Source organism: Companilactobacillus heilongjiangensis (genome assembly GCF_000831645.3).
Lineage (GTDB): Bacteria > Bacillota > Bacilli > Lactobacillales > Lactobacillaceae > Companilactobacillus > Companilactobacillus heilongjiangensis.
Genome location: NZ_CP012559.1, coordinates 523,593 through 543,534, shown reverse-complemented (window position 1 = coordinate 543,534; position 19,942 = coordinate 523,593). Strand labels below are relative to the sequence as shown.

The 19,942-nt window shown below is 37.7% G+C and carries 17 protein-coding genes; 5 read left to right on the top strand and 12 right to left on the bottom strand.

Annotated elements, in window-relative coordinates; all coding sequences use genetic code 11:
* Positions 1-189 precede the first annotated feature (189 nt).
* Both JP39_RS02375 and JP39_RS02370 read left to right on the top strand, forming a co-directional pair.
* The gene (locus tag JP39_RS02375) at positions 190-2,613 is read left to right on the top strand and encodes a Xaa-Pro dipeptidyl-peptidase (RefSeq protein ID WP_041498816.1); all 2,424 of its coding nucleotides are present in this window, start codon (positions 190-192) and stop codon (positions 2,611-2,613) included.
* Positions 2,614-3,033: 420 nt separating this feature from the next.
* Positions 3,034-5,118, top strand: coding sequence for a KUP/HAK/KT family potassium transporter (locus JP39_RS02370; protein WP_041498817.1), 2,085 nt, complete (start codon positions 3,034-3,036; stop codon positions 5,116-5,118).
* Positions 5,119-5,429: 311 nt separating this feature from the next.
* Here JP39_RS02370 and JP39_RS02365 read toward each other — a convergent pair whose 3' ends face one another.
* Entirely contained in the window at positions 5,430-5,948 is a 519-nt protein-coding gene (locus tag JP39_RS02365) for a hypothetical protein (protein ID WP_041498819.1), read from the bottom strand.
* 233 nt (positions 5,949-6,181) lie between these two features.
* Between JP39_RS02365 and JP39_RS02360 the strand changes: the two genes are divergently transcribed.
* Positions 6,182-6,469 (top strand): hypothetical protein, encoded by a 288-nt coding sequence (locus tag JP39_RS02360; RefSeq protein WP_041498821.1) that lies wholly within the window; start codon positions 6,182-6,184, stop codon positions 6,467-6,469.
* A 302-nt stretch (positions 6,470-6,771) separates the two neighbouring features.
* On the opposite strand, the gene JP39_RS02355 is transcribed toward JP39_RS02360, so the two are convergent.
* Positions 6,772-7,590 carry an HAD family hydrolase gene (locus JP39_RS02355; RefSeq protein WP_048699317.1) on the bottom strand — a complete coding sequence of 273 codons (819 nt, stop codon included), beginning with the start codon at positions 7,588-7,590 and terminating at the stop codon, positions 6,772-6,774.
* A 143-nt stretch (positions 7,591-7,733) separates the two neighbouring features.
* On the opposite strand from JP39_RS02355, the gene JP39_RS02350 reads away from it, so the two are divergent.
* Positions 7,734-8,021 (top strand): hypothetical protein, encoded by a 288-nt coding sequence (locus tag JP39_RS02350; protein WP_048699315.1) that lies wholly within the window; start codon positions 7,734-7,736, stop codon positions 8,019-8,021.
* 436 nt (positions 8,022-8,457) lie between these two features.
* Here the strand turns inward: JP39_RS02350 and JP39_RS02345 are convergent, their stop codons facing one another.
* The 4 genes from JP39_RS02345 to JP39_RS02330 all read right to left on the bottom strand — a co-directional run bounded on the left by JP39_RS02345 (position 8,458) and on the right by JP39_RS02330 (position 12,411).
* Positions 8,458-9,315: a GRP family sugar transporter gene (locus JP39_RS02345; RefSeq protein WP_041498823.1), complete on the bottom strand. Its 858-nt coding sequence runs from the start codon at positions 9,313-9,315 to the stop codon at positions 8,458-8,460.
* 320 nt (positions 9,316-9,635) lie between these two features.
* Positions 9,636-10,310 carry a 2,3-bisphosphoglycerate-dependent phosphoglycerate mutase gene (locus tag JP39_RS02340; RefSeq protein WP_041498825.1) on the bottom strand — a complete coding sequence of 225 codons (675 nt, stop codon included), beginning with the start codon at positions 10,308-10,310 and terminating at the stop codon, positions 9,636-9,638.
* A 342-nt stretch (positions 10,311-10,652) separates the two neighbouring features.
* On the bottom strand, positions 10,653-11,531 hold the full coding sequence (locus JP39_RS02335; protein WP_041498827.1) for a cation diffusion facilitator family transporter: 879 nt from the start codon (positions 11,529-11,531) through the stop codon (positions 10,653-10,655).
* Between the two features lie 667 nt (positions 11,532-12,198).
* Positions 12,199-12,411, bottom strand: coding sequence for a hypothetical protein (locus JP39_RS02330; protein WP_223876480.1), 213 nt, complete (start codon positions 12,409-12,411; stop codon positions 12,199-12,201).
* A gap of 196 nt (positions 12,412-12,607) precedes the next feature.
* Here JP39_RS02330 and JP39_RS02325 point away from each other — a divergent pair, with 196 nt between their 5' ends.
* A complete protein-coding gene (locus JP39_RS02325; protein ID WP_041498829.1) occupies positions 12,608-13,345 on the top strand; it encodes a DUF5067 domain-containing protein in 738 nt (245 codons plus the stop codon).
* Between the two features lie 34 nt (positions 13,346-13,379).
* Here the strand turns inward: JP39_RS02325 and JP39_RS02320 are convergent, their stop codons facing one another.
* The 6 genes from JP39_RS02320 to JP39_RS02290 form a co-directional block, all read right to left on the bottom strand.
* A complete protein-coding gene (locus tag JP39_RS02320; protein WP_041498831.1) occupies positions 13,380-14,123 on the bottom strand; it encodes a CPBP family intramembrane glutamic endopeptidase in 744 nt (247 codons plus the stop codon).
* Between the two features lie 52 nt (positions 14,124-14,175).
* Complete coding sequence (locus tag JP39_RS02315; protein ID WP_041498832.1) at positions 14,176-16,098, bottom strand: hypothetical protein; 1,923 nt, start codon at positions 16,096-16,098, stop codon at positions 14,176-14,178.
* A gap of 345 nt (positions 16,099-16,443) precedes the next feature.
* Positions 16,444-16,977, bottom strand: coding sequence for a hypothetical protein (locus tag JP39_RS02310; RefSeq protein WP_041498833.1), 534 nt, complete (start codon positions 16,975-16,977; stop codon positions 16,444-16,446).
* 682 nt (positions 16,978-17,659) lie between these two features.
* Positions 17,660-18,052, bottom strand: coding sequence for a DUF956 family protein (locus tag JP39_RS02300; protein WP_041498837.1), 393 nt, complete (start codon positions 18,050-18,052; stop codon positions 17,660-17,662).
* Between the two features lie 108 nt (positions 18,053-18,160).
* A complete protein-coding gene (locus JP39_RS02295; protein WP_041498838.1) occupies positions 18,161-19,072 on the bottom strand; it encodes a PTS system mannose/fructose/sorbose family transporter subunit IID in 912 nt (303 codons plus the stop codon).
* 19 nt (positions 19,073-19,091) lie between these two features.
* Positions 19,092-19,907 carry a PTS mannose/fructose/sorbose transporter subunit IIC gene (locus JP39_RS02290; protein WP_041498840.1) on the bottom strand — a complete coding sequence of 272 codons (816 nt, stop codon included), beginning with the start codon at positions 19,905-19,907 and terminating at the stop codon, positions 19,092-19,094.
* Positions 19,908-19,942: the final 35 nt, after the last annotated feature.

The window sequence follows — 19,942 nt, the reverse complement described above, 5'->3', positions numbered from 1 at the left end:
ACGGACGTCTTTTGAGACCGCACTTTGGCTCAAAAGCGAGGGGCGAGACCTTGGCTCGACCCGGTCCCATTGCAGGCGAAAATTTCTGGTGGCCGGAGGCGGCATTATATCTAATAAACTAGAGTATTAAGGCAAAATAATCCCCACTGCTCTATAATGAGAATAATATCTAAAAAAGGAGTTGTTCATATGAAAAATAACCAATTTGCAATCCGTCCAACAGACTTTAAAGATCAATTAACAGAGCTCACCGAAATCGGTTTTCTAGATAAAGATAACGAGTCAGAAACCAATCCCCTGCAACTTTGGATCAGTTTTTTAAGCAAGAGTTTTTTAGAAGATAAAACTTCTTCTACTTTTGAAGAAACGCTCAAAACATATATGGCAACTGACGACCAAAATTTGAGTGAATATATCGATTCAGCCACTCACGTCTCAGTCGTAGCTTTCTATAACGTTGCCCTACAACTTCTCAAATTCAATCCTGACGTGGACTTCTCATTTACCGATCCACTAGCTGCCATGGAAAAAATTCAATTGATGGTTGCTGACCATAACGGCGCTTCGTTCACCATTGACGAGTTAAAGTCCGCTTGGTATTGGTTATTAGCAACTCACAACAAGATGGGACAAACATATATTGACTCCCTCGCATCCAAAGGTTACTTCACTAAGTTCTATGGGCAAATCACTAAGCCAATGCTATTCAATGGTAAGACTTTGCCTGTATTCAACCCACATAAGTTAATTCGTGAAGTCGTTTACGTAGAATCACCTCAAGACAGTGACCATGACGGCAAACGTGATTTACTAAAAGCTGAAATTTTACGTCCTAGTGAAACTGAAAACGGCTTGAAAGTACCTGTTCTCTACACTGCTAGTCCGTACAACCAAGGTACTAACGATGAGACCGGTGAAAAGCTAACTCACAACGTCAACGTACCTTTAACACACAAACAACCAAATAATTTAAAATATTCAGATATCGAATATAAAAATGACAATCAAGAAATACCTGCCCCTAGAAAAATCGATGGCGAAACTAAAAAAGCCGAACAGGATTTTTCTAGAGAAAGTTCTTACACTTTAAATGACTACTTCCTAGCTCGTGGTTTTGCGGTCGTTTATATGGCCGGTATCGGTACAAAAGACTCCGACGGTTTCAGAACTACTGGTGATCCTGACGAAACTATTTCAACCGTTGCAATCATCAAGTGGTTGACTGGTCAATTGCCTGCTTTCACCAACCGAACTGACAACATTAAAATTAAGGCATGGTGGTCAAATCAAAAAGTTGCCATGACTGGTCGTTCATACTTAGGAACATTAGCTACTGCCGCTGCAACTACTGGTGTTTCAGGATTAAAGACTGTTATTAGTGAAGCTGCCATTTCTAATTGGTACGACTACTACCGTGACGGCGGACTAGTTATCGCTCCCGGTGGCTTCCCTGGCGAAGACGCTGACGTTTTGGCAGAAGAAACATTCAGTCGTCGTTTACAGCCTGGTGATTTTCACAATATAAAATCACAATGGGACGACCAAATTAAAGCAATCCAAGCTGGCGAAGATCGAACAACTGGCGATTACAATACTTTCTGGGATGCTCGTAATTACCACAAGAATTTCAAGAATATCAAAGCTGACGTCTTCATGGTCCACGGCTTAAATGACTGGAATGTTAAACCTAGAAACGTTGAACGACTTTGGAATGGTATCAAGCATAACGGCGTTACACAAAAGATCATTTTGCACCAAGGACAACACATTTACATTAATGCCTTTCGTTCTATCGACTATAACGATATCATCAACCTTTGGCTGACTCATGAATTACTCGGAATTGACAATCAAGCCAAGGAAATCATCCCTAATGTTATCATCCAAGATAATACGAAGACTGAGAACTGGACAGCTTACAAAGACTGGGATAACGCCGAAAATCAACAAGTTAAATATAATTTATCAAGTGATAAATTGTCAACTGATACAGTTACTCCATCAACTCAATCATTCCAAGACAACTTGGATCAACCAACCTTCGATAATTATGCTAAGCATAACGATACTTGGGAACATGATTTGATTGCTGCCGATAAGAAATTGACTGACAATCAACTAATTTACAAGACTGATGCTTTATCTGACAACTTAACAATTGACGGTAAAGTTCATGTTCAACTAAAAGTTAGTTCCAGTGAAGATATCGGACTCTTGAGTTTCCAATTAATTGATTACGGTGAGGCCAAACGTTTGACCGTTTCACCAACGTTATTATCGAAAAATAGTTTAGCTGAAACATACGATTGGCGTGAAGATGATTTACGTGAATTTACCTATGCACAACCAACACCGTTCAAGATGATCACTAAGGGTCACATTAATTTACAGAATCGTGAAAACAACTATAAAGTTGATGAACTAAAACCAAATGTTTTCTATAATATTGATGTTGAGCTTCAACCAACATTTTACAAATTACTCAAAGGCCATCAATTAGGTTTGATCGTCTATGCAACAGATTTTGGTATGACAGTTCGTGGTAATCAAAATATCAAATATACAGTTCAGGCCAATGATTCTTCATTAGTCGTTCCAATACATAAAAACTAAAGGTTGAAAGTTTAGTTAAGTATGCCGTTTCCAGAGCTGAGAGTATTCATCTGCTGCGTGGTACGGTCCGAGCCAAAGAGCGGTCTCGAACCTCGGTTGAAGCCTTGCAGAACCGGCAAGTCTCCAACACGCCCGGTGCTGTAATGGCTAAAGCCATAACACCACTTTCGCTGCAGGTAAATACTCTCAGCTCTTCCAACTAATCTATTTTTTGTGATATGAATGAGCAGATAAATTACAACTTAGATGGTTGCGACAACGGTTATCTGAAACTTCAACTTTCAGATATGAATTAATACCAACTACGATTGATTGCTGTGATATATAGCGAAACCCACTAGACCAAAATTAAGTGGTTTCATACTAGCAATTCTAATGTTATAATCGCCGTTGAACTGTTTATTTTTGGAGATTATTTATATGGAAAAAACACAACTAAATTCATTGAAGAATAACCCCCATTCAAAAAAGAGTGTTGCAGGGTTCCTAATTGCTTTAGGAATCGTTTATGGAGATATTGGTACCTCACCTCTATATGTTATGCACTCTTTAATGGTTGGGAATGGTGGACTTGATAAGATGTCCACTAATTTTATTCTAGGCAGTGTTTCATTAATATTTTGGACACTGACTTTAGTCACGACAATTAAGTATGTTTTAATTGCTTTGCGTGCTGATAACCGTGGTGAAGGTGGTATTTTCGCCCTCTACACTTTGGTTAGAAAGCGTGCTAAGTGGCTAATTATTCCGGCTATGGTTGGTGGGGCAACCTTCCTAGCCGACGGTATGATGACACCTGCTGTTACTGTCACTGCCGCAATCGAAGGTCTGAAAGGCATTGCCATTCACAATACCGTTTTGATTAGTACTCAAAACCAAGTAATTATTGTCACGCTGATTATTTTGTCGACCCTCTTCTTTATACAAAGATTTGGGACACAATTGATTGGTCGAGCTTTCGGTCCTATCATGCTAGTTTGGTTTGCTTTCCTTGGTCTTATGGGAATCCTAAATCTTTCATCCGACTGGACTATGTTACGAGCTTTGAACCCATACTACGCGATTGAACTATTAAGAAGTCCAATCAATATCCGCGGTGTCTTCATCCTTGGTAGTATTTTCCTTGCTACTACTGGTGCTGAAGCCCTCTATTCAGATATGGGACACGTTGGTCGACCTAACATTTACACTAGTTGGCCATTCGTCAAGATTTGCTTGTTACTAAGTTACTTAGGTCAAGCAACATGGATTTTAAGTGTTAAAGATAATCACACGCTTCAAAACATGGGTTCCGCAATGAATCCGTTCTATCAATCTATTCCAGCTGATTTCAGACTCTTCGGAATCTTCCTTTCAGCTATGGCCGCAATCATTGCTTCTCAAGCCTTGATTTCAGGCTCATACACACTAGTATCTGAAGCTACCAAATTGAAGATTTTCCCAAGATTGAAAACTTATTACCCTACTAATTTCAAAGGTCAACTTTATATTCCAACAGTTAACTCAATTATCTGGGTCGTTTGTTTGTTCATCGTCTTCTATTTCAAAACTTCCGAAAACATGTCAAATGCCTACGGTCTAGAAATTACAATCACAATGTTAATGACAACAATCTTGCTCCATCAATGGTTGTTAATGAAACGTGCTAATCGCTTCTTTACAACGATTATTATCAGTTTCTTCTTTATTATTGAAAGTATTTTCTTCGTAACTAACAGTAGCAAGTTCATTCACGGTGCTTACATTACTATGTTTATCGCCGCCCTACTTATCGCTGTTATGTTCATCTGGAGATACGGTGAAAGACTTAAAGATGACAACACATATCGGAGTCACTTCGTTTCACTATTAGCTTTCAAGCATCAATTGAATGATTTGAGAAAAGACCCTAGTTACCCACTTTATACAACTAATTTGGTTTACTTAACTAAGATTCACGATGGCTACCGTATCAAGAAGAATATTCTTTATTCAATCCTTGATAAGCGTCCAAAGCGCGCTCAAGTCTACTGGTTCGTAACAGTTAACGTTACCGATGAACCATATACAGCTGCATATAGCGTTGAAACTTTCGATACCGACTACATGGTCAGCGTTCAACTTTACTTAGGATTCAGAGTTGATCAGAAAGTTAACGTCTACTTGCGTCAAGTTGTGAATGATATGATGTCAAACGGTGAAATCAAGCAGCAACCACAGAAATATACAACTATTCCTGACCGTGATGTTGGTGACTTCTCATTCGTTATTATCAGAGAAATTTTATCACCAGATACAAAGATCAGCAGTTTGAAGAAGAGTGTAATTCACATGCGCTTCTTCCTACAAGAGTTCATCTCACCAGCAAACTGGTTCGGACTTTCCTACAGTGATGTAGTCGAAGAACGAGTACCATTAGTACTTGGAAAAGTTTCACTCAATCGTTTACGTTTAGTCAGAAAAGATCGTTCAGCTTTGAAAGATATTAAAGTTGACGATGAAATTGATGACGATGATGAAGATTAGAGAGAGTGGAGACAGGGCGGTCAGCTCCCGAGCATTTGCGTAGCTTCACGAATTATCCGCGCACTTTGCGGATGATTTGGGAAGGTATGCAAAGCGGAAGGAGTTGCCCTGTCGGAACTCGTTTTAGAGCCACTGCCTATATAAACAAAAATAAGAGCAAGTAATCAGAATTTCTTCTTTTGATTACTTGCTCTTTTATTTACCTTTTTATTAAAACTTAAAAGAAAAACTCATACTAATAACAATAAAAAGAATACATCAATCGGAAAGTCTGAGAATATTTATCAAATGTTTTCAGACCTAGATCCAATTCAAACCTGCAAAATCTGCACCGTCTTCTGATTCAATTTAGAAGTAATGAAATCAACCACCCATTCAACATCCTTTTCAGGTGCACCCGACTTCAACAAATTCCAAGACAAATCCAAAGCAACATCATGCCCATTATCCAATTTCAAAATAATATAATGTGGCAACACTTTATCATCTTTTTTATTAACAACTAAAGAGTAGGACATAATATCTTCAAATGAAACTGACTCCTGCTTTTTGCCAATTGGTAAAAAGATAGCCTTGATTCGTTTCATCCACGTATTGTAATCGTAGTATGATACTGCCCCATCGTTGATCTTCCAACGTCCATAAAGACTTGGTAAATAACGCGGATAAATAATCGTACTCTGAATTAGGAAAGCTATCGTACCCAGTACAACACCAGCGGCTATATCTTTATCAGCCAAGATATACGTAAAACTTCCAATCGCTGCACCAAGAATCAAACTGTTAAACAATGGTTTCCCATTTAACTTTCTTGCAAAGCTCTTTTCCATCTTCATCGCCTACTTTTTCAGTTGCCAATTTTTAATATTAGCGACCTAATAAAATTTAAATTAAAAATAGCTTCTATTCGTATTTTTATCAACGATATAGCTCAATAGTAGACGTCTTGTCAGTCTCAAGGCCCTTCGTTTCTTTCTGTATAAATCAGCGCTTATAATCCGCATCAATCAATAATATTAATTTTTTATTGATTAAATATTTGTGGAAAGAAGGTGTAGTTATTATGTACACCTACATTCAAATTATCGACAAGGACTCCAAAATATTTAAAGGCTACGTTTTCTACAATATTGAAGACGGACATCTATCAATGACAATCGTCAGAGGTATGAAAGCTCTACATCGCATCGATATTCCATTCTCCAAAATTGTTGATTTACAAATTGATAAATTCTATGGTGAAGATCGCATCAACTTCATATATCAAGGTAAAAAGTATTCCTTCCTTTACACTGGTTACGGTGAGGAACAATACCTCGAACAACACTTACTCAAAGCTATGAAGGCATAGAGAGTGTGACAAAACATGGTCAACTTTCGAGCATTAAGGCAATTATGGACTGTAATCCGATTTTAGATTACAGTCCATATTTGTTTTAAGCGGAAAAAGTTATGTTTTGTTGCACGTTTATGCCGCATATTTAAGACAAAAATAGTTATGTCACAGCCACTTTTCTTTAAAATAAAATTTGATATTGGCCCAACCCACTTGAGATTCTCAAAATTTGAGCTGTCTGTTTATTTTATCTACTCAACAGTCAACTTTAGCTCATCGAATAATTCTGCCTGACAAGTGAATTTTTAACCATTTATCTATATTGATGACTTAGAACTTAAATATTTTTGAATCCCAAAGGCAACACCATCGTGATCATTGTCTTTAGTAATAAACTTCGCATAGTCTTTTACACCGGGCAAAGCATTGTCCATAACAATCGGAGTCCCCACTTGTTTGAGCATCACTAAGTCATTATAGCCATCTCCAAAAGCCGCCATATCATCCTTTTCCAAGTTTTCCAAATCTTGAATATACTTGATACCACGGGACTTTTGAGCCAGTCTATGCGTGATTTCAAGATAATTCTCGGCTGACTGCGTTACGGTCACATCACCGGAGTTTAAGTATGCAAGTTTTTCATTCATCGCTTTCATTTCCTGTAAGTCGAACGAAATTAACATAATCTTGAAGATTTTTAGGTCATCTTGTTTCAGTAAAGAAACAAAATCAGTCACAATTGGCTCAAAATCACAGGCTGAGGCTTCATATTCGATACCTTTATCAATTTTTTCCACATACCAGTTGTCCAAATCATACAATGAACAGCTAACATCCGGAAATTCTTGCTTTAAAATGGTCAACACTTGCTTGATACCGTCCGCAGCAATTGGTTCTGATTGCAGAATTTTCTTACCTTGAGCAGTTTGTTGAAAAATCAATCCACCGTTGAAAGCAATTTGTGGCTCCTGTAAGTCAAGTTTATCAATGGTTTCAACCATCTCTCTTGGTGAACGCGCCGAGACTAATGTAAACGGAATCTGACTATCCTTAATTACCTGAACGTTGTTTTCACTAATCTTACAATTGCTCTGTAATAGAGTTCCATCCATATCGGAAAAAATGTGTTTGATCAAAATAGTCGCTCCTCCGTGTCATTTATAGTTAAAATTTATCGAACTGGTTCCATACGAATTGACTTTTCTTGACCAATATCCTTGCTATGAAACGCGTTCTATAACCTACTCTAAAGGTGAATTAAGAAAGGAACGTGAAAATCATGTTTGCATACATTCAAATTATTGATCAAAAATCAGGCATCAGTTATGGATACGTCAGTTTTAAATTCTCCAACCATAATCTCTACATCTCATCTCTCAAAGGTGTCGTAAATATCGACAAGATCACAGTGCCCATTTCAGAAATTAAAGATGTCGCTGAAGATACCTATTACGGTTGGAATAGAATCAAATTTAATTATAATGGAAAGCGCTTTATTTTTCTATACAGTGGCTATGGTGAATTCGATTATTTAAAGGAGAATATGTTTGAAGCTATTGCTGAATAGGGCCGCCTACGGTCGTCAGTAATATATAGTCTGCTGTGAGGACCGGTGCGAGCCAAAGTTCGGTCTCGCGCCTCGCTTTTGAGCCGAAACCCACGTCTCAAAAGTCGTCCGTGGTGTAATTGCTAAAGCAATAACGCCACCTTCACTGCTGACTATATATTACTGACGACCTCCGGCTAATTATCTTGTTGGATGTGTTATCGGTATAGATATACTCCCAAACATTAATTTATAAAAAAAGCTGCAGTAATCCTTTGGACTGGATTACTGCAGCTTTTTCTCTCTATTTAATTAACTAACTAATAACGATTAATTAGTCGGAAGAGCTGGGAAATATTTGTGTGCCATGGTTCGAGACCGCACCTCGGCTCAGACCGTTCCGCACAGCTTGTGAATATTTCCCAGCTCTGGAGACGGCATACTTAACTAATACTTTTTATGCGAACGATGTAGCTACACTACCGACTACAATTAACAAGATTCCCAAAATAGTAAACTTCAATTCACGGCTGCTCTTTTGTTCATGTAGAACGAAGATTCCACCGAATGTTCCGATTACTACGTTTAATTGTGTCCAAATAAATGCTGATGTATTACCGTTTGCTTTGGCTGAGAAGATGTACGCAAATGCGGCAATTCCCCAAGCAACTCCGGCAATCATATTTTGATATTGTTGCTTTTGTTTAAATGAATTTTTGTCTGTGAATAAGGCATAAATGATTGAACCTAGTAAGATTCCTAACATTTCTGGTAGAAAGATACCTGTTGGACTTTCAGCCTTAACGATTGGCATATTTGGAAATGAAGAGTAGATCCAAAATCCAACGGTTGTACATAATAGGAAGAGTGCATCTTTCGTCTGCATCTTTTGACCGTCGCTGCTGTCTGAAACTGATGTCAATAAAGCACCAACAACAACGATTGCTAAAGCGATGATACCAATAATTTTGGCATGTGCACCCGCCCAGTCACCGAAAATCAACATTCCGATAATTGAGTTACCAACTAATTGAAAAACAGTTGATAGTGGAACTGTTCCTGAAACGCCGATACGCTTGAAAGAAATGAACTGACCGATTTGACCGATAGTCCATAAGGCACCACAGAGAACTGAGAACCAAAAGGCTTGAGCACTAACGCTCGGTTGTGTAACTAAATAAGAGACCAAACCAACGACTGTTGCACCAGCACCAATTCCGAACATTTGGTTAACTGGAGATCCCCCAACTTTACCAGTGATGATTGGCATGAAGCCCCAACCAAGCGCTGGAATCAAAGCAATTAAAATATTCATTATGAAACTCCTTCTTGTTTTAAACTGAATATTAGTAATAATTATTTTTTTAATGTGGTATATCTGATCTGCATAAGGAACTACTTGTTTCTCATAATTCAATCTGTACTACTCATGATTAAACGAACATTATTACAATTAAATTGTCCAAATAGGCACTTTTGGCACTAAAAAATGTCATGGCTTATCTAGACCATTTAAATAGTTTAACTCATTATTTTTAAAAAGAAAGCATTTTCTTTTAAAAAAGCAAAAAAAATGAAAGTGCATTCATGGCCTTTCTCAACCATGGTGCATCTTTCATTTATTTTCAAAAATAATTATTTTTCTGTTCGGTTACTGCTAATGATATTAAGTTTTTCATCAAAATCGTAAATCAATGGCTTCCCATTTGCGACTTCAACTCCATCAATATCTTTATCGCTAATTCCCTCAATATATTTGATCAAAGCCCTGATAGTACTACCGTGAGCAACAATCAACTGATTCTTATTGTCCAACAATTTGGGTGCAACATTATCGACGTAATAAGGAATAATTCGTTGATAAGCTTCATACAAACTTTCAGCAACTGGCATGATACTAGACTCATAATATTTGTAAGGTCCAACATTAGGGTCTGGCTGTGGCAGTTCTGGAGGCACTGAATAGAAGCTTCTGCGCCATTGATGCACTTGTTCAACTCCAAATTCACGTCTCGTAGCATCCTTATTTTGACCTCGTAAAGCGCCATAGTGACGTTCGTTTAAGCGCCAAGACTTTGTGATTGGCACATAATTAAGATTCAAATCATCTTGAATAATATAAGCTGTGATAATAGCTCTTTGCAAAACAGATGTGTGTACATGATCGAAATAAAAGCCTTGTAACTTTTTAGCGGCCACGTGTGCTTGGACGATGCCCTCTTGAGTTAAACCAACATTATTCCACCCCGTATATTGATTTAAAGCATTAGCAATACTCTCTCCATGCCTTACCATGACAAGTTTTACCATATTACGACATTCCCAACTTTCATATAGAATTACCCTCTAATATTAGCACAATTCTGATTTCTTATTTATCTCAAACGAGGCGGTACGCCTCCAGTTGAAAGAAAAATATAGTCTGCTGTGAGGACCGGCCCGAGCCAAAGTACGGTCTCGAGCCTCGATTTTGAGCCGAAAACCACGTCTCAAAAGTCGTCCGTGGTGTAATTGCTAAAGCAATAACGCCACCTTCACTACTGACTATATTTTTCTTTCAACTTCCAGCTATTGTGTTCTTCATAAATAGCTTGTTGAGATTACTTTTTCATAATAATAAAAAAATTTATTTTTTAACAAATTCTATAACAACTAATCTATCAGCGAATTATCTAATCCTCTTGAACACTCAGCCTGTAAAGTTACATGCTTGATATTAAATTTATCTTTCAACAACTTATCAACTTGATCGTAAAGGCCGTCAAGCTCAGCCATATTACAATTTCTCTTAACATTAATATGGGCATCCAACATGATGTGATTTTCGTCAATCATCCATAAATGCACGTGATGAACTTTAACAATTTCAGGGATTGTCAAAATTGCAGCCTGAACAGCGTCCAAATCAATTTTCGGACTGGCCTCCATCAGGATATTAATTGTTTCCGAAACAACCGTATAGGCTTCTTTTAAGAGCCAAATGGCAATTACAATTGTTATGATTGGGTCGACCCAATTCCAATTGAATAAAATAACAAAGATTGAAGCTATAAAAACGCCAACCGAAGACAATGTGTCTGTCAGCATATGTAGAAACGTCGCTTTAATATTTAAATTATGCTTTGAGCCGCTCAACAACATCAACATTGAAATAAAATTAGCTGCTAAGCCGATCAAAGAAACAATCATCATCAATTTACCATTGATATGTTGCGGTTGTGATAGCCGCCGAAATGATTCAACAACCATCATCAGAGTTATCACGACTAGGACAATCGAATTAACGAACGCCGCTAAAATTTCCGCCCGCTTGTATCCAAAAGTCTTCTTAGTATTATTTTTGCGCTTGCCAATAACGTTAGCTGCGTATGAAATTACAATTGACAGCGAATCTTCCAAATTGTGGAATGCATCAGAGATCAATCCTAGGCTTCCGGAAAAGAAACCTCCGACAAATTCAGTAATAGTAATCAACACATTCAGCACAGTTACGTAAAAGAAACGTTTACCCGTTACTTTTTCATGATCCATAACATCGCCACCTCGTGTCTATCATACCAATATTTCACTGATTTTGTCGTCTCCAGGTATGAGAATATTAACCTGCTATGCGGACCAGCCCGAGCCAAAAATCGGTCTCGAACCTCGGTTTGAAGCCTTGCACAGTTCGCAAGTCTCCAAACACGCCCGGTGGCGTAAGAGCTGAAGCTCTAACGCCACACCCACAGCGGGTTAATATTCTCATACCTTCCGCCTAATTTACTACCTGCAGTTTCTATACTCCTAATTAAATACATTGGATAAATCGTAACAGGCGTTATTACAACAAATTCCATGCCCTTTTTAATTTCTTAATAGCGACTCAAGTCACATATGGATTAATACTACATTTCAAAATCACTCTAACATTGAAAATTAAACTTTCATTCAAAAATACACTAGCCGAAGGGTTCGAGGGAGAGAGGTAGACCGCAGTGGTAGTGGTGTTAGGCCGGCGTACTTTCCGGTCTTACACCACAGGACGTATTTTGAGACGCGGTCTTCGGCTCAAAATCGAGGGTCGAGACCGCACTTCGGCTCGAGCCGGTCCCACAGCTGGCTGCCTCTCTCCCTCGAACCCGTAGGTGGCATACTTAAAAGCAAAAAAAATAGAGCCTTATCCAGGTTCCACCTTTTCCAACAATATATTTTTATCCTTTTATTTAGCTGTTAGCTTAGCAACAACTTTAATGGGATGAGCTACATCAATGATATCAGAGAATCTATTTGTAACATAATCTCTCATACCGTCACGGGCTTCTTTCTTAGAAACGTTGTGACAAATGCGCTTCTTAGCAATTGTTTGGCCTTCTTTGCTAAAGAAATTACAAGTAACTTCATAATCGCCATGATTACCAAAAAACAACATCATTGTGACCCCCTTCTACACAAAATAACTATCTCATTAACTTCGACCAGATATTTATACCACTTTTTCAAAGTCAGTTCAATAACATAATTTGAAATTTCTTTTTTTAAGAAAAACTAAGCATTTTTTAGTTAATTAATTCCGACTAACTAATTATGATATTATGGTCTTAACGAATTATTTGCAGGGGAGTAACATTATGAAAAGGCAAAACGGCAATAGTAGATCTCGCATGACTCGTGAAGCACTTCGTCGTAAAAGATCGCCATTTTATAAGAAAAAGTCTTTTATCATTCCACTTATTTTGGTCATCATTTTGGTAATTGGTCTATTTACTTTTTGGAAGATAAATAGTTCCAACAATACGAATTCCACGCAACCGTCTCACAAAGTTGAAAAGGTTGCGTCTAAGAAACCCGCCAAGAAAAAGACCACCAAAAAAGCTAAAAAGAATGAACCTAAAAAGGTTACTAAAGATCAGCCTGCTCAAAAGGTTGAGAAGCAACCTGAACAAAAACAAACAGCTCCACAAATTAAAAATCCTGGCACTTACGACAATCTGACTTATGACACCGATTGGTATACGTTTAAAATCTCAAATGAAGTTAAGTTAATTAAGGATGCTAACGGCGATGCTGCTTTGATGGTCAAATATAATTACACAAATAAAACTAACAATAATGAAGTACCTCAGCAAGTTCAAAATAATGCAATTATGCTCAAGCAAGATGGCAAACAATTATCTGCCACAACTGCTACTGGTGACAATGCGGCTATTATTAATAGTAGTAACAATGGTCAAGTTCAACCGGGTAAGAGTTTTGACGGAGCCCTCTTGGTTAAAGTCAATAGCACGACCTCTGAGGTAACGATGTATTTCAAGAATATCCAAACGAATGCTTGGCTTGATAGTACACAACCTTTGAAACTAGACTAAAATATTTTGAAAAAATAAAAAGAAGATGCGGATTTTATTCTGCATCTTCTTTTATTGTATAATCTCGTAATTGCACGCTGGCAATAAATAACGCAATCACTAAAAAGACAACTGTGACATATAGTGATGCCATCGAAAACGTTGTGTGACTCATTTGAGCTACCAATTTATTAGAAAACATTGGGAACATATCACGTAAAGCATGTAATGCAATCACAATTCCCAGATTATGAGTTTTGATATAAATCGTACCAAAAAGAATTCCAATAGCTGCCGCAAAAATAACTTGAGCTGAAACGTAACCGATTGGCAATGCACCCAAATTCATTGTGTGGATCAAGCCAAACATGATACTTGAACCAATGACAGCTCCAAATGCGTTGTTGTGCGCTACTTTCAGAAATAGTCCAATCAATACGCCACGGAATATATACTCCTCGGCTAAACCAACTAATAAGCAAATAATAATAATTCTAAATTTAACTTTGAAATCTGGTACAGCTAACATCGGTGAATCTAACAAGGCCACAATAATTATTGCTGGCATGGAAGTTGCCAACTGGGCGCTCACTTTATGACTGTTGAACCAGTGAATCTTTTGGCGAAAATATTTAGCATTTAACAGATAAGCTACCAAAAATACAGCTAGATCACCAACTAATTGTAAGATACTAGTGGATGACTTTTTTGTTACTAAAAGTCCGATGATAGTCATAACAAACGGAAATATTAAACTGGCAACGATAATTTTTGTAATATTATTCTTTAATAATTTCATAAAAGCTCCTTTTCATATTTAAACAATACCGTTTCTTAGCACTTATGTCGATTCAAGGAGCATTCTCAATATTCCAAACCAAGGTAGCACTATAATTCCCTGGTGGCCTTGCCTTTGTGTTATCAACGTGAAGTATCAGGCCATGGCTCTCATCCCATGTAATCGACTGCAGTGGCTGCTCACGGTCAGTTTGAGCGACAGTCACCTTCTCGTTTAATGAAACTGGCTGAGCATTTTGACTAACAAAGAGTAAATTGGCATCTAAAATATTCTTGCCATTAATAAAATTGGTTGTTTGCTTAACTGTTACTTTCACAGGTACACGGTTCCGACGAGAATCACGAATTGAAACAACTGGATTTGGAGCCACAGTCTCACTAGTCCGAAATTTATATTTTTCACGTTCAAAAAGTGCCACCGGTTGAAAATGAATCTTCTTAAATTCCGCAGCGATACGATCATCTGTATAATGCAACGTCAACAAGTCGCCATCACTTTCATATTTGTGAGTCATATCGTCATAAAAGCCCGACAGAATCGGCTTAAATGAATAGCTGTGTTCATCATTAATACCTTTTGTCTTGGTTTCTATCTCAACTTTATGCTCGTGATCCTGCTCCAAATCGTCAATCGGAACTTCCAAACTTTTTTCAACAGTATTGAAACTGTGCTTATTATTTTCAACCCCATCCAATTTAATCGACGCAACCTCAGTGTGCTGATTTAAAGGCAACTTCAAAGTAGATTTCTTCAAATTCTTAATTCCACCATTTTTCAACGTCATTGTATATTTGACTACATCATCATTGGTTACATGATGCAATGTTTTATTATCACTATTTCCTTTGGGGAAACTGACATTCTCCATTTTACTGTCTAAATGAACCATTGGGTCAATTGGCGGTAAAACCTTCAAATGAGCATTATTGGTTCTTAACTGTGAATTTCCGGCTGTAATAATCGCGTAGTACTCATTATGACTATCTGATTCATCCAACACATCAGTAGTCATAGATAATTGATTATTCTTATTTCCAGCAACGATTGTATCTTTTTTATCCTTTACACGATGCCATTTAATATCAATCTGTGCTGTTTCATTATCTCTAGCAATTGACTTACCCGTTTCAATATTAAACGTTGCCTTTTGCTTAACATGACCAGTCTGATCTTCCAGTCCACCGCCAATTCGAAGCTTCTTCGTATCTGAAACACTTGTGCCATCCTCGTTGACGATATAACCAGTTACATTCAAAACTCCTACAGCACCATTTTTAGCCGTTATTAAGCCTGATGTATTTACAGTTGCCAACTTATTCTCAGTCTCCGGAACAGTGTCTTTTCCTTTGAATTCTCCCAAAGTCCATTGCAATTTACCAGTTGAATCCTGAGGTTTTGTCTCATCATTAACGTACGTCCAATTATCAAATAACTTGTTGTCTTTGGTGCTATATAAATAGTTTTTATTCGGCTCAATCGTTACAGACTCCGCTTTGATTTCATTAGAAAGTACGTGAACATGCGCCATCTCTGAATAATAAGTATCATTTCTAAAAGTATTGATTGCTTGATAATAAATATCATGGACTTTCGAATCCTTATTAGTTTGAACCTTCATACTCGCTGAATCTCTGTTTAATCTTTGCCAACCTTTTCCATCAATATTTTCGTACCAATCATATTTAGACGTCCCCCACCATGAAAACCAACCGATATATCGTACAAAGTTACTGTTAATAGATACAGACTCCCCTCGTTTAATATAATAATTTGCCTCAGGTTGAGTATTAAAACCGCTAGTACCCCAAAAGATTCCATGTTCAGCGCCCTTAGACGGAGGATGAAATGGCTCAATAACCGGATCATCATTAGTCTGTGCACTAACTTTACTAACACTAGAAAAAATTAAAAAACTAGTTGCAAGCAGGGAAATGAGCAAGTACATAAAATATTTGCTATTTTTACGATGCTTCATAAATTAAATTCCTTTTACTATCTTGATTACTTAAAGTATATCTAATGATATGTTTTCAACAAAGCCTATATAGCCATTTATCTTTTTATGAAAACAGATTTTTTTGATTTAACACTCTAAAAAAATTTATTAAAAATATTCTTGACATGAAACGCGTTCGATAAAGTATTCTTTAACCGTTGAGATACGAATTCAGTAAAAATAACACGATGATTCTCTTTTACTGAGTTCACCCTTCAAATTGTATTTCACATAATTTATTTGTTTATTAAAAGCCCATATGGTGGGCTTTTTTGCTGCAATAAAAAAGAACAAACCCAAAATGAGTTTGTCCTAAATTATGATTCATATTTTTGAATTAATTAATTCAACAACATTTTTAATATCGGTAGCCGTTGTTGGAGTGCCTGCAGAACTCCAAGCACAGCTTAATTTAACTTCCCGTTCATGAGTCTGGACAATCAGATACTGAACTTTTCGTGTCAGGGGCCTGTTGAACGCGCCTCCACGTGTATTCTGAGTATTCATGATAGTTTGCCCATCGACAATCACAAACGTCTTAATAGCCGAATATGGCACATCAATAGTCTTTCTAGATAATGGTGAAAAAATTGCCTGAACCTTTTTATTCCAGGTCCCGTAATCATAGTAGTGAATTCCAGAGTCATCGGCTTTCCAATAGCCATAGTAATTGGAGAGATATTTCGGATATACCAGCAAACTTTCAACCGCGAATGCCAAGATGCCCACCGCAATCCAAACTAATGGATAATTTGGAAATATCGCATAAGAAATGGTCGCTACGACTATTCCAAAAAAGATACTGATCAGTAATGGTTCAAAATTGATTTTTCTTGCAAAACTCAATCCTTTTTCCATTTCAATCACCTTATTTTTGCTCTATGAGTACCCTTAAAATAATACATAACGGCCACTATTATCAAAAATAAAGTCTTTAAATATCCCAGATGTCTTCCTTTGGCATTAAAATATGCCGTTTCCAGAGCTGGGAGTATTCATCTGCTGCGCGGTACGGTCCGAGCCAAAGAACGGTCTCGAACCTCGGTTGAAGCCTTTCCAAAAACCGGAAAGTCTCCAACACGCCCGGTGGTGTAATTGCTAAAGCAATAACGCCACTTTCGCGGCTGATGAATACTCCCAGCTCTTCCAACTAATCTATTTTACGAATAAAGTTCATCCTCCAATATTCAAATAATGTTACTATTTGAACTTCTGTAACATTATTTGAGCACACTTTTAAATTAATTTAACTTTATTAAATAAAAATCATAAACAACCAACTAAATTCTAAACAAACCCAAGCCGGAGCTTGCCAGTGAATTGCACCCGCAATGAAGGTGGCGTTATGGCTTTAGCCATTACACCACGGGACGAGTTTGGATACTTGCCGCACTTTGGCAAGGATTCAAATCTAGGTTCGAGACCGCACTCCGGCTCGGACCGGTCCCCATAGCGGAGTGCAATTCACTGGCAAGTTCCGGCGGCATATTTAAATGCAAAAAAAGCCAGCAAAATAAAATTTGCTGACTCTTTTGAATATTTACTTTTTCGACTTTTTAGATTTCTTGTTAGGATTTCTAGTAAACGCACGTTTAACAACTTGGAAGAAACTGAGTGAACGTACGATATGGTCCGGTTTGATATAAACTCGGATTGCTCGCAAAGCTTTCTTAGGGTCTCGAGCTGAGAATGAGAAAGTACCGTTCTTCTTTGTTTCAATAGCAAATCTTGGAATCCATCTGCCACCAAAAATAATTGATACGATCACCAAACGAACTTCAGTCCAAGGAATCTGGATATAGTTATTAGCGTCACGATCATCATAAAATTCGAAGCCCTTGTCTCCGACCATGATCTTACCGTAATCTGTCATTCCTAAGTGAGAAGTTGCATTCATGACCAAATCCGACTTCGTATTTAATGATTGAACCATTTAAACTAACCCCTTTATCTCTTTATAAAAAGTATTATACGTCTTTACTAACTATCAAAAAAGAGGCGGAACTCTTTTGAGTCCACCCCATGTGAAAGTTTCAAATAATTACATAATGTGAAGTACGTGTAGGACAACACCGACAACGAACAATCCAAGAATGATAACGATTGGAGAAACTTTCTTCTTTAGTAACCACATACAGAACAATGTTAGTAGCAAAGCTGCTAAACCAGGGATCAATTGATCCAAGTTATCTTGCAATGTTGTTACTTTGTGAGCAGTCAATGATAGGCCTGCTTGTTGTTGAATCAAGGCTTCCTTGATTCCTTGTGCACCGGCTGGCAAATGTGACCAGTCAATGAAAGCACCCTTATCTTGTTTAATTGTTGAAACAACTGGGGTGAACTTAACAACAACCCAACGGTTGATCAATGAACCAAGAATGAACATACCCAAAATTGAAGCACCCTTTGTGATATCTTGTAGAATACCACCAGATAGGTCATCTGTAATCTTTGAACCGGCTTTGTAGCCAAGTTCTTGTGTGTACCACATGAAGGCCATACGAATAGCGTTCCATGCTACGAAGTAAATGATAGGTCCCATAATGTTACCTGTCATAGCTAGTGAAGCAGCTAAAGCACCAATAATTGGCTTAACAGTGAACCAGAACACAGGATCACCAATACCAGCCAAAGGACCCATCATACCAACTTTAACACCTTGAATAGTTACATCATCAATAGGTGCACCATTAGCACGTTCTTCTTCCAAAGCCATAGTAACACCAAGGATAGGTGAAGCTAAGTATGGGTGACAGTTGAAGAATTCCATGTGACGCTTTAGAGCTGCGGCACGGTCTTCCTTTGTCTTATATAATCTTTTTAGTACTGGAATTAATGAATAAGTCCAGCCACCATTTTGCATACGTTCGTAATTCCATGAACCTTGAAGGAATGTTGAACGCCACCAAACGGAAATTCTATCTTTTTTAGAAATCTTTACTTGATCTGCCATGTTTGTGTGTTCCTCCCTCTTAGTAGTTATCTATTATATCGCCGACTGGGTCACCAGTGTTAGAGTTTCCTCCATCACCGTTGCCACCATTACCACCTGATTTAGATAATTTCAAGTAGATTAAGGCGATTGAAATACCGATAGCACCAAGACCGATAAGTGTTAATTGTGTAACTGTAGCAAGTACGAAACCAATTGCGAAGAATGGCCATACTTCTCTTGTAGCCATCATATTGATAACCATAGCGTAACCAACAGCAACAACCATACCACCACCAAGTGACAAACCATCTGACAACCAAGCGGGCATAGCGTTCAATAATTCCTTAACGGGACCAGCACCGATAGCTAAGATCAATGCAGCAGGAACAGCAATACGGATACCTTGCATAGCAATAGCGATATATTGCCACATTTCAATCTTTCTAAAACTACCTTCTTCGGCAGCTTTATCCATGATGTGGACAATACCAGTTGCCAATGTACGTGCCAAAATTGTTAGTAGTAGTCCGGCAACAGCCAAAGGAACAGCAATAGCAATAGCTGAACCAACGCCGGCCTTACCTTTACCACCAAGAACAAGAATAATAGCTGAAGCAACAGCTGCCAAAGCAGCATCAGGTGCTACGGCAGCACCGATATTTGACCAACCTAAGGCGATCATTTGTAATGAACCACCTAAGATAAGACAAGGTAATAATTGACCTGTAACTAAGCCGATTAAAGTACAAGCGATAACTGGTTGGTGAAAGTGGAATTCATCCAAGATACCTTCCATACCAGCTAAGAAAGATACTATAACGACTAAAATCATTTGAATAGCATTCAATTGCATGATTATAATCCTCCGTGTTATTTCTTACATATATG